This window comes from Paenibacillus cremeus (assembly GCF_007786445.1).
Classification (GTDB): Bacteria; Bacillota; Bacilli; order Paenibacillales; family NBRC-103111; genus Paenibacillus_G; species Paenibacillus_G cremeus.
On the sequence record NZ_VNJI01000060.1, the window covers coordinates 34,669 to 46,896 of the forward strand.

General features: G+C 43.5%; 11 protein-coding genes. All 11 read right to left on the bottom strand.

Translation table 11 applies throughout. From position 1 onward, the window contains the following. Window positions 1-46 precede the first annotated feature (46 nt). Window positions 47-2,071: a methyl-accepting chemotaxis protein gene (locus tag FPZ49_RS30430; protein ID WP_144854129.1), complete on the bottom strand. Its 2,025-nt coding sequence runs from the start codon at window positions 2,069-2,071 to the stop codon at window positions 47-49. A gap of 195 nt (window positions 2,072-2,266) precedes the next feature. Further along, entirely contained in the window at window positions 2,267-3,505 is a 1,239-nt protein-coding gene (locus tag FPZ49_RS30435) for an MFS transporter (RefSeq protein ID WP_144854130.1), read from the bottom strand. Between the two features lie 156 nt (window positions 3,506-3,661). Continuing rightward, window positions 3,662-4,123 carry a signal peptidase II gene (gene lspA / locus FPZ49_RS30440; protein ID WP_144854131.1) on the bottom strand — a complete coding sequence of 154 codons (462 nt, stop codon included), beginning with the start codon at window positions 4,121-4,123 and terminating at the stop codon, window positions 3,662-3,664. A 104-nt stretch (window positions 4,124-4,227) separates the two neighbouring features. Further along, on the bottom strand, window positions 4,228-5,370 hold the full coding sequence (nagA, locus tag FPZ49_RS30445) for an N-acetylglucosamine-6-phosphate deacetylase (protein ID WP_144854132.1): 1,143 nt from the start codon (window positions 5,368-5,370) through the stop codon (window positions 4,228-4,230). A 123-nt stretch (window positions 5,371-5,493) separates the two neighbouring features. Next, window positions 5,494-6,264 carry an SDR family NAD(P)-dependent oxidoreductase gene (locus tag FPZ49_RS30450; protein ID WP_144854133.1) on the bottom strand — a complete coding sequence of 257 codons (771 nt, stop codon included), beginning with the start codon at window positions 6,262-6,264 and terminating at the stop codon, window positions 5,494-5,496. Window positions 6,265-6,567: 303 nt separating this feature from the next. Next, complete coding sequence (locus FPZ49_RS30455) at window positions 6,568-6,840, bottom strand: hypothetical protein (RefSeq protein WP_144854134.1); 273 nt, start codon at window positions 6,838-6,840, stop codon at window positions 6,568-6,570. Between the two features lie 159 nt (window positions 6,841-6,999). Next, window positions 7,000-7,542, bottom strand: a complete 543-nt coding sequence (locus tag FPZ49_RS30460; RefSeq protein ID WP_144854135.1) for a DUF6143 family protein — start codon at window positions 7,540-7,542, stop codon at window positions 7,000-7,002. Continuing rightward, window positions 7,539-8,102 carry a DUF6143 family protein gene (locus FPZ49_RS30465; protein WP_144854136.1) on the bottom strand — a complete coding sequence of 188 codons (564 nt, stop codon included), beginning with the start codon at window positions 8,100-8,102 and terminating at the stop codon, window positions 7,539-7,541. The genes FPZ49_RS30460 and FPZ49_RS30465 overlap by 4 nt, the downstream gene beginning before the upstream one ends. A 58-nt stretch (window positions 8,103-8,160) precedes the next feature. Continuing rightward, window positions 8,161-10,263 (bottom strand): lipopolysaccharide core heptose(II) kinase RfaY, encoded by a 2,103-nt coding sequence (locus tag FPZ49_RS30470; protein WP_222429990.1) that lies wholly within the window; start codon window positions 10,261-10,263, stop codon window positions 8,161-8,163. A 107-nt stretch (window positions 10,264-10,370) separates the two neighbouring features. Next, window positions 10,371-11,132, bottom strand: coding sequence for a hypothetical protein (locus FPZ49_RS30475; RefSeq protein ID WP_144854138.1), 762 nt, complete (start codon window positions 11,130-11,132; stop codon window positions 10,371-10,373). Window positions 11,133-11,143: 11 nt separating this feature from the next. After that, window positions 11,144-11,974: a vWA domain-containing protein gene (locus FPZ49_RS30480; protein WP_144854139.1), complete on the bottom strand. Its 831-nt coding sequence runs from the start codon at window positions 11,972-11,974 to the stop codon at window positions 11,144-11,146. Window positions 11,975-12,228 lie beyond the last annotated feature (254 nt).

Here is a 12,228-nt window from a genome sequence, read left to right on the forward strand (position 1 = left end):
AGTGAGAAGAAAGTAGCTTTCATCGGTGAAAATGTCGCACGACGCTTCAAATTTTGAATTTTTCCATCGCTTCTTGCAAATATTCAGCCATTCTGGATAGTGCGGTAGCTGAAGCCAAAATTTCTTCCATAGACGCTAATTGTTCTTCAGCTGCTGCAGATACATTTTGCGTCTCCGCTGACGAACTAACCGCAATTTCAGACATCCCATTTACGGAAACTACAATCTTATCCGTTCCATGTGAAAGGTGTTTGGTTGCATCCGTAACCTCATTAACCATATTGGAGACGTATTTTACGGACAGTAAAATCTCCCCAAACATGATTCCTGCCTGATGAATGGCAGACACCCCTTCCCTTACTTCACTTGTTACACTTGTCATGGAAAGATATGCGTTATAAGAGTCCTTTTGAATCGTTTCAATAATGCCAGTTATTTTTTTGGCCGATAGTGCCGATTGTTCAGCTAGCTTCTTTATTTCGCCCGCCACCACCGCAAAGCCTCTTCCATGCTCGCCTGCCCTGGCAGCCTCGATGCTCGCATTAAGTGAGAGGAGATTGGTTTGTCCTGCGATTTCTGTGATGACTTGCACAATTTGCCCTATAGTCTCGGAATGTTTATTTAAGCCGTTAATGACTTGCTCTAGTGTCCCCATAGTTTGGAAGATTTGCTCCATTTGCTGTATGGATCCCTCAATCGCATGATTTCCTTCCGTCGCCTTGTCTGAAACATCTTTCGCCTTCAAGGAGACTTCACCTGAGGTAACGGCAATTTCATTTAATTTCTCAGACATTTCTTTGATGACGACCGAGGTATCCTGCACACTGGCAAGGAATTGTTCAGACCCTTCGGCCACCTGCTGCGAGGAAGCAGCGATATGTTCGGTCGCTTGTGAGGTTTGCTCCGCGCCTGCCGTTAATTGCTCAGAAGATGAAGCAACCTGTAAAGTACTTTCCGACACCTGGATAATCATGTTTCTAACGTTTGAGGCCATTTGATTAAAGCTTTCGGCCAGAAGTCCAAATTCAGCCTTATCACGGATATGAACTTGAACAGTTAGATCGCCCTCCGCCATACGGTTTGACGCTTCTACAAGCTTGGTGATCGGTTCTGTCCCATAAATCGAGAAAATAAATCCACAAACAGCCGAAACCATAACTGTAATAGCCAAAATCAGGATTCCACGGTCAGCGACACTTTTAATTGGCGCCATCACATGATCATAAGAAATTGCATATCCGATGATCCAGCCGGTTGTACTATTATGTAAAGTTGTCACGATATCCTTGCGTCCGTTAAAGGTTATAATTTCGGTTCCCTCTTTACCGGAAAGCGATTTCATTATGAAATCCTCACTGCTTATATCCTTCATGTTCATAGACTGATCGGGATGTGCGATGATTTTACCGGTGTGATCGACAATGAATGCATAGGCATTGTCATCCGATAAATTTTTTACATAGTCACTCAATTTGCTCAAGTCTACGCTTCCAGCAACAATCGCATTCCATGCTTGCGTTTTAGGATCCACTACTGGTGCAGCGATTGCAATAATCGGTTTATTCGTAGATTTTGCAATCAATACGTCGGAATAGGAGATTTTCATCGTTTTGCGAAGAACTTGATAATAGTCCCTGTCCGCAAAAGAAATTAGACCACTAGAATCGCTTTTTACCAACTGCTGTCCAGACACATCTGCAATAAAGGGACTTAATTCCGGATGATCCTCTGCAATTTTCGTCAACATCGGCTTGATTTCACTCTGCAAATTATGGCTTTTATAATTCGCAATAGCGGGCTCGACGGCTAATGTTTCTAAAATGGTGATGTCTCTGGTAATTAGTTTATCCACTTCCGAGTTGATATTCTTCGCTAAATTTTCATTTTGTCTGAATTCTTGGTCCAATGAATTGCTTTGCGAGGTTGTTAAAAAATAAATGGAGAATACCAGCAAGGGGACTGCACTAAATAAAACCATGATAATAATAAGCTTGTTTCGGATAGAGAATAAAGTGTTTTTGAGCCGATGCGAGTTCTTGAAGCGCAGTGTTGGAATCCGTGACGTTAACATTTTGAAATTTCCTCCTGATGTTCTAGGTATAATGAACTATTATGACGAGACTATTGTACCACATACGTATTGTGCGTAATAAATAAAAATCTCTTAATCTAACCAAAGACCTTCCTGGAAACCTCTAGAGCCGATAGAAATTTAAAAGCCACCGCCCTCACGGTAATCGTGAAGGTGGCGGCTTCTTTTTACTACTTAGATGATTTCTTTTCTCTTATATAAATACACGTATAAAATAAGTCCGGTTATTGCGCATAATGCTGCACATAATCCAATGAAGCCGTAGCCGGCTTGAAGTCCACGTAGCAGGCTTGTGGGCGAATTTACACCAACCAGGTGTTTGACAAGCTCAATGACTCCTCCGATGAGATAATTGCCGATCACACTGCCTAATCCCATCAACGTTACAGTGAATGTGATAGCCATATCAGTGCCCTTCGGGTATCTCTTCGCGATAAATGCCATCACTGTCGGATAAATCATCGCAATGCCTATACCAGATGCAGCAAACAGGAACGCGACACGTTCACCACCTAATATTGCAGCAAATGTACATAATGCCGAAAAACCTGAGAAGATAATGAGAGATAATACAAAGCCTATCCGGTCTGTTATCGGTCCAAGCAATAGCCGGGCCAACGCGAAGCATAAGAAGAAGATGGATAACATCTCGGAAGCATTAACGGTATTCCAGCTATAAGCTTTCTCCAGAAAGTTAACGAGCCAGCCGCCAACTGCCAATTCAGATACAACACCAAATGTAAGCACCAGCACCATTAGGCATAATACACGGTCTTTCAGCAAAGCCTTTAATGGAATACGGTCTTTGTGTGAGGTGACATCTCCCGGAAACGTACTGAACAAAGCCATCACAATCGGGATGACGGACAACAGCAGCATCACCAGATACATGCCGCGCCAATCCAGCGTGTGGCCAGCAATCGTCAACTTCATCAGACCAGTTGCAATTAGCGGAGCGGCTGTTGAGCTTAAGCCGTAGAAGCCATGCGTCATATTCATCATCATTCCCGTGTTTTTCACGAAAATCCGAGCGCTTAGAATGGCCAGGCCAATCTCCAGCATCCCGTTACCGATATACATCAAGAAATACGAAGTCGAGAACATTGGGTAATAATGGGAGAAGAACATTAGGATGCCGGATACAGCCATTGAGGCAAATGCCGCTATGGTTACCCATTTGATCCCCCATACTTTGGCCAAATAAGCTGTAAAGGAACAGGCTATCAAGTAACCCAGAGCGTTTAAGGATAACAAAGTACCAAGTTGGGATTCACTCAGCATAAAATCGAATTGAATGCGTGGTATTGCCGGTCCTTTAATATTTTCCGAGAACCCGAAGATGACGAATCCAATAAATATAGTTGCCAGCTGCTTGGTGTAAATTTTGTTGAACTTGCCTATACTTTTTTCCACTCTTTGTGTACTCCTAGCTTACGTTAGTGAAATGGGTTAGCTATTTTATGTATAAGATGCTGTGAAGCATAAATGATCTCCTATTATAATGACCAACAACAGTGATCCCCTAATATTTCCAGTATATATGTAAACCCCTTGTTTTAATATCGGAAATTATGTAGAGCATCGTTTATAGCTCTGGCTCTTCAAGTACTCAATCACAAAACTAATAACCAAAAGTAATACGCCAACCTCAATGGCATGGTCCGCCATATTAAGTACGCCTTTACCGGAACGCGAAACTAAAAAGTCCGTGACCCGTCCAAAAAACAACCGATCAATCCCATTCCCAACGGCTCCACCTACTAAGAAAGCGAAGCCACTTTCTCTCATCTTCCCCTTTAACTTATCTGTTTTACGATAGTAAATTATACCCGCCACAAACAAAAAGGCCACGATTCCAAAAAGTCGGCCATAGCCTTGCAATAAGCCGCCAGCCATACCACTATTCTCAATATGAGTGAGTTGCATTCCCCACAAGGTGAAGGTTTCATCGATCATTACGTTTTTGCGGATTAAAATTTTACATAGTTGATCGACAAATACGACTAGAACCGCAATCACATAAAACATCATGACCTCACTCCCTTTCTCATGCTGATCTCGAAAGACCCTTTATTGATTCATTCAAGACAGTTACTAAAGAAGCCGCGGACTGCGACTCCTGTAAATGTAGAGCGTTAGGAACTTTGATTCCCCTTAATCATAGTCCATATGACGTTGAACTGATCATCCAACAAAACAAGATCCGCATCCAAGCCTGCGGCGATTCTGCCTCTAGCCTCTAAGCCAAGTATATGCGCGGGGGTTGTTGAAGCCATTTGAACGGCATCTGCTAAAGAAATCCCGTATTCGATCGTTAGACGGAGTGCTTCATTCATTGTAACCGTACTGGATGCTAACGTACCATCCTCTAATCTTGCCACGCCATCGGTCACTTTCACATGATGTCCGCCGAACATATAGCTTCCGTCACCTAAACCCATAGCCTGCAGGGCATCAGTGATCAATACGATCCCATCCGGCCCTTTCAAACGATGCATCAGTCGAATGATCGCAGGATGCAAATGAATGCCATCTACAATCGCTTGCAGGCTCACATGGGCTTCTTCAAAAGCAGCTACCACAAGTCCAGGATCCCGATGATGAATCGGACGCATCCCATTGAAGCAATGTGTCACATGGCTTGCTCCGGCTGCGAAAGCCTGCTTAGCCTCGTCGTAGGTCGCATCTGAGTGAGCTACGGAGACGATCACTCCCTGTTTTTTCAGAAAAGAGATCAACTCCATAGCACCAGGTAATTCAGGGGCAATGGTAACCATTCGAATAAGTCCATTTGCCTCTTCGAAAATTTCTTGGATTTCCTTTACGTCCGGATGACGTAAAAACTTTTCATTTTGCATTCCTTTCCGCGCTTTATTAAGATAAGGACCCTCTAGATGAATCCCAGCAATTCGCGCTCCCGCCTCATGTCCAATAACACGCTTAACACTACGAATCATGGCCAAAAGATCTTCTATGGTAGAGCTGACTGAGGTTACCAAAAATGAAGTGCAGCCCGTAGCAGCACAAGCTTGTGAAACCTGCTGGATGCTTTCTTCTGTACCGTCCATCATATCGAACCCGTTCGCTCCATGGATATGTACATCAATCATGCCTGGAATTAACAAGTGTCCGTTCCCGTTCACAAGTTCATCATTGCCTGCCGGCAAGGAAGATGGGCCCGTTTCGACTTTTTCAATCTTGCCCTTACTTATCCATACCGTCGCTGGCAGCACCTGGTTGTCCCAATTAACAATCTTAACGTTGTGCACAATTTTCATAAAAAGGTCCCTCTCTTGACAGAAATTAGTTCTGCCTTAAACTAAAAAATGTTAAACGACGGATTACTCCATCTCATAGGGGCTCCTCCGTATTTATGCAAAAATTGAATTATATCTTGCATTTTAATAATAAACGGCATTGCCTGTGCCTCCGGTGACAGAAATGACATCCCCAGTAATAGGTAGGGACAAAGGTGACGCCAGGAAGGCAACTACATTCGCGATATCTTCCGCTTTCACTAAGCGGCCAATAGCATTCATTTTTGCTGCTTTATGTAAATCTTCTTCACTTGGGAAACGGAATCTGGTTGTTTCTGTTTCCGTTATACTTGGATAAACGGCATTTACGGTAATTCCATGCTTTCCCAACTCCATGGATGCTGACTTTGTTAAGTGAACCACGGATACGTTACGTGCTCCCGCACTAATACTGCCTGCATTTCTGGCGGCCATCCCGCTTACATTTATAATACGCCCCCATTGTTTGTTGATCATATAGGGGGAAACCGCGCGTATACATCTAAAATAGCCCATAAACTTTTCTTCAAAATCGTTTAAAATCAGTTCATCTTTCACATGAAAAAAGTCCTCGGGATCTCCCCCACTGACCCGTGCCCCATTATTTACCAGGATATCTATCCCCCCCATTGCATTTGCTGCTTTTTCTACAAGATGCAAAATAGATGCAGGATCACCCAGGTCGGCCGTTATCGGGTAAATATTTCTCCCAGTCTCCTTACTTAATTCCATCGCTGCTTCTTTTAAAGTCACTTCATTTCTCGAACATATTGTACAGTCGACACCTTCTAATGCCAATTGCCGGGCAATGGCCTTACCAATCCCCCGGCTTCCTCCAGTAATAAGGGCTTTTTTTCCAGACAACTGTAAGTCCAAACAATAAACCTCCCTTTTTTATAAAACAACATATTTCAATCTATACCTAAAAATATCTTCAACAAAGAAAGGTGTTTTTCCTTTAACTTTCAAACACTTCAAACTAAGTTCTACTAACCATCTCTGAGTCGCACAATGCACAATTGGGAACTAGTTTCCCTCCTTTTGATACTGATACTAAAATATATGCAAAAAACGACCCCATAATCTCTGGGATCGTTTGAGTGAAATCTCCGGCCGAAAGCGACCCCAAGTTGCTCTTATCTTAAATAGGCGGCGCTTCATTGCTCTGCCTATTTCGTGTTAAAGAACTCCTGGAAACATTCTCGACTCTTCATTGCTTTCTTCGTTACTTACATTTGACGATCTATTCTCATTATCTGAGGATAATTGTTCTGCCTGCGTTTGTTCATCGTCTTTTGCTGCAGTAGCTTTTGCAGTATCTAGTTTAATTTTCTTCGGATCATGGTCGTCAGTTTTTTCACTTTCATCTAACATCCCAGTAGCATTCATAGCCGATATAGCTTCAAAGCTCACGAAGTCTTCGACTTCATCAAATTGATTGTTTTGAGTCATTGCAAGCCTCCTTGATTGTGGGATTCATCACCAAGGAATTATTTGCCTGTTATCTGCTTTTTATTCCTATGTTCAACATTGTGGGCCGCAAATCTTATATGTGCAGAACATGGCGGGTCGCTATTACAGCATGCAGTCCGCAATGCGAACTTTTGCTGATCAAGCAGGATTCTCCCACCAACCGAAGGATACTCTTGACCGGATCGTCCCCCGCTCCTGCGAGCGGAGAAATGCAATCATTGAGCTGCCTGGAGGCAGGATAAGCAAGCCTTGTAAATCGTGGGTAACGGTTGATTTTGGCTCAGCGATTTGAACAAATGAAAACAGCCCGTTTTTAGGAGCTTCGCTCAGCCGGTCCGCATCCCGCAGCTCCGCCTTGGGTATCGGAGTAGGACGGACCGCCTGGTTGACAGAGGCGACATTCCGGGAAACAATTCCGCTCCCAAGGGAGCTATTCATTAACCAAAATTCGACTATAAACGGATCGGGGGAATAATTCGTAGCCGTAATGGTATCACATAAGATATGAATTTCGGAATCACCCGGATTGAATAACCCTCCCCAAGCATGCATACCATCCCCGAAGGTTAACAAGCCTGTCTGACCGAGAAAATAATTCCCAAGCCTAGTCTGATACACCGTTTCGGACATATGAATCACTTCAACGGGCTGCTCTGCTCTTTTTCTGCGATGAAAGCTCATTGCGGACCTCCATCTGAATGATTTTCCTCCCGCCACCTGAATGCAATTCTAGATTCGTATTTAAATGGGCCCGGAGATTTCAAGAAAACGGCAATAGCTCCCCCGGGTGGCAGAATGATTCCACCTTTGCCTGGATCACTCATAAACGTTGAATTGGGGGGAACGATACGGTTCATCACATTCACTCCCCCTAAAGGAACATCATTGATTTGGCAATCATACTGCAGCTTTACTTTGGGCTCAGCCTGTGGGTTTAACGCGAGATTTGCAGGATGGACTAATGAAGACGTATTGCCCTTACGGGCAAGTTTGGGGTTAAGCCATATTTCCGCGCTGAAGAATTGACTTGAATAGTTAGAGATGGTGAAAATGTCCAAAAATAAGGCGACTCCTGATGCTGCGGGATTGAATAGTCCTCCCCAAGCGTTTTGCTGTTGGCCTTCCATGATGAGCATTTCGGTCTGACCGATAAAATATTTACCTTGAAATGAGTTTAACCTACGGCTCGTTACATCCACCACTTCAACAGGCTGTTGCCTTTTTTTGATCAAGCCGAACACGGGATCCCTCCTTCATGCCAGCATTCATCAATTAACTCCTCATTGCCGCACTCAAAGTTCACTTGGAAAGAAATACTTTACTTAAGAATCTTAAGAAATTTACGTCGTTAAATGAATTCATTAGCTTGCTCAGATAGTGAAGCTCCCATTGATTGCCTGCAAGTCGTTTGTTAATTTCAACGATCTCTGTATCGAATTGACTGAGTGCGTCGTTAAAGTTGCATCTGGCGGTAGCTTCTTCCCTTTTTAGGAGATCATACTCCGGAGTGTAGGTTTGACTTATGTTATTTATCATGTGCTGTGCCCTAGTTTTATAAGCCTGTTCTTCGTTAGTTAATATGGATTTCCTTTCGAAAAATTTGGATTGAATGGTTGTGATTTGGCTTAGTGGAATGGATTGGGGAATTTTCGATCTATAACTGCGCTCTATCTTTTTTTTCCACTCTGTCAGTGCTTTCGCTTGGGCCGGGCTTATTCCTGCGTAAACCGAGCCTCCATTTTTTAAAATCAAATACGACTTTTCTATTTTTTTGCGGCCATAGGATTGATATATGTTAATGTCCGAGAAATCAGCCAGTGTATGAATTCCAATCGTTCTTAAATGCCGTTTAATTTCATCATCTATTTCCGGTATTTTTTCTTTACTTATCCTATGCTTTTTTAATTGCTCTACCAACCATGTGTTTTGAAAAGAACCCAATGCTTCGGCAAGTTCCGTTTGTTCCTCCTGATCTACATTGTGTCTTTCATCCACGAGTTCGCTCACATGACGCTGGAGCTCCTTCTCCACTTTTTCCGTTTCATTTTTTTCTTTTTCGGATACTTTCAATTGCCTACGTAATATATCGTTGATCCTATCCTCTTCGACTTGCTTGAATTTTTGCCTGTTATCGTTAATTTTGTTTAATTCGCTTGTCAGATCGGAGACTGTACATTGAAGTTCCTTTATTTTTTTAGACACGGTTCTTTTTTCCTTAGCAGAAGGCTGCTTCAAATAACGCCAGCTCAAAAAAGCTGCTTCAACACTTATACTCAAAATACCGAAGAAAACTAAGGCAATTACAGGAGTAGTCCCGTACATGATAGTTACAGCCCATGCTGTAGAAATGATCACGAATAATGAAACGATTCTTTCTAGCAAGAACCTAGATTTGGGCAAAAATTTGTAATGTATTGCTTCCGTTGTTAGATAATCCAGTACCCAAGACGAACCGACGGAATACGTTAATTCGGATTGCGATCGGACAACAGCTAAACGCCGCTTCTTATTAGCTAACCAACCGGAAAAGGCTTTTAAATAAGGCACTACTTTGGTTGTGAAGGCGGCGGAAACGTAGGTGGCCGATGGTTGTACGGGATCAGCCCGTAATTCGGGATTAGGTGGCAGCGGCACCATAGGCACAGCGATTGATGTGAGTTCTCGAAAGGAGCTTACCAAGGAACGTAACAATTCGTCATCAACAAGCTCTAGAAATTCAAAAGCACGAGATGTGCCAGGGGAGACAAAATCTTGCTGTCGAAAGAGAAGGCTTTCTTCCCCCTCTCCCACATTAAGCGAATTCAATACTGAAGCATCCGAACTCAATGCTAATATGGAAATCCAAATGACCCACGCTGAAAAGTTATCGACATACGCCCCAAAATGGTCTTCGTCTCTTCCAGGGTGTTGATAATTCCTATGGCCGAGCTCGTTGCTCTTCAGGCCGGTTAAGCCCGGTACATACATACCGTCATAATCGATCAGAATGATTTCATCATTCTGAATCAAGATGTTGCCATGCTGCAGGTCCCCATGTGCCATATTAGCCATGTGCAGTTCATGGATCATTTTTATCCATTTATTTGCGAGATTTTTTAAAATCACAACATTATCTAGATTTCTTTCGATATAATGAAGCAGCGATTCCCCTTCAACCCACTGCATTTTTACGATGGGGAACCAATCGCCGTTTATTTTTATGCCTTCAGAGAGGTACTCAAAAGGGACGAAATAAGGGAGATGCACGGAGCTTAAATGTGAGCTTATAGCATCATAACGGACCTTTTGATCCTTCACGTTACTGGTAAAACATCTGACCGCCCATTCCGTTTTTCCGCACTTTATTTTATAAACACTAGCAAAGCTGCCGGAAATGGGACGAGGCAGTCCAAATTTGTCCAATTCCGGGAGTCCAGATTGTAGCTCCGGGTCCTGGAAACATATTCGCGGATGTTGTATCGCTTCCCTATAATCTTGTGGAGTGGGCCATAGCATCGCCTCACATCCCCTTAAAGAAGATTCACGCGAACTAATGTAACATCATCGTTTCTTAAATAAATGCTTCCGTCTCGGCGGATGGACTGCCTTTCCACCTCCACTAAATTTATGAAGTCCTGTTCACATGCTAACCCGTGTATTTTCTTGATTACGCTTGTATCTTCCTCGTAACGGGTCAAAACCCAGCATGCCAGAGCATCGGTCATTAGCAAAAAGGAATCTCCCGCTTGGGCAGTACCAGTCCATTTTTTAACGAACGATGTAAGATGAAGATTATTTACGGCATTACTCGATATGAGTACAGGTCTATTATGAAAATCATCGATGGACCCCAAAGGAAAAAAAGCGATAATTTTATCTGATCGTATGTGCGCTATACAACTGTCACCGATTGCTACAGCATCAAATGCTACGGATGGAGCGTCCGTCAAACGAAATGTGATTCCGGCTAACGTAGAGAACGCCCCGCTATGGAGCTTCTCCTGAGCGTACCAGGGAAGTGCCTTGCCATTTAGTTGTCTCTTCCAGGCCTTTGATAGTTTGGAAATCGATTTTTGGATCTGTGTACTGTCAAACTTGCCATTGCAATAACCGCTTGCAAGCAAATCCGCCCATATGTCGGCAAACGATGATTCGCTGGCACCGTCCGCTATGGCGAATCGGTAATAGGCCGTTCCCTTATTAACTAGAGTGCCGCGGTTAAAGGCATCTTCATATTCATCCTTGTGGTTTCCTGATTTTGGCAAGGAAAAGAATTCGCTTTCGATTTGCACGACAGCCACTCCTACCTAAGATTGGCGGGACGCGTACCGATATCAAGCGACTGGACCACAAGGGTCAGATCGGCATTCAATACAAATCCCCTTGCTCCATCGGAAAGGTTCAATTGATGCTCCTGATTGGCCACCCAGAGCATAAATGGTGTCAGGTGGCTTGAGCCTTCATAAAGCATCCTCGAATATTGGTCGGGTAGTCCGTCTGCCGTTTCCGGAAAAATCAATTCATCAGCATTCGGTTTGCCTGATATATGCAGGTTAAAAAGTAATACATTTCCATCGTCCGTAGCCAGTGATCTGATTTGCTCCATTGCATGGGTCGGATCGCCGTCGGTGGATTCTCCATCCGTAATATGAATGACCACTGGTGGAAAGCAATGAGAGTATTCGCTGATCCATTGGCTCAGGATGGTATGGGCTGTATTCATCACCTGGCACATCGGAGTTCCGCCGTTCGAGACAGGCTCAAACCAGACAGGAAACTTTACAAGCTGTTCAACAAGACCGCCAGCCCCATCCGGAACTTTCTTCAGGCGCTTTTCCAGTCTTGTCGGGTTATCTGCTATTTCACTGATCGGCACCAATTCTTTTCCGGCTAAAGCACCTCCAAATGCCGGCCCTACGCTGGCTCCATAGCCGATTACGCCAACATGATAATAGTCACGTATCCCTTCCGACTTCGCACACTTGATAATAAGATTTTGCAATAGTCGATTGATTGCATCCGAAACACTTACGGCCTTCGTGCTAGCCCCAAACGGGTCGGACATCGATCCCGACTGGTCGATAATAAATAAAAAACAAGACGGATTGGAACGGCTGATCTCAGCTGAATACATGCTCTCACCTCTCAAGAATGGACATATTCCAAACATATTCTGCTGGGAACTAAGATTTGTACTTTTGAAGAAAAAAAACATATGTTTTTCTTGGCGATTGCGACCGACTTAAAAAAAGTCCCCCTTACGATCAATGTCATTTAGTTAAGCTCAAAGACTAGACTGGGTATAAAAATGTAATCCGAAACGGCATGGGACAAAGTCCTGTGCCGTTAGTTTTTTGGGTTTAGTCAAGCAAAATGTGCACAGCAAAC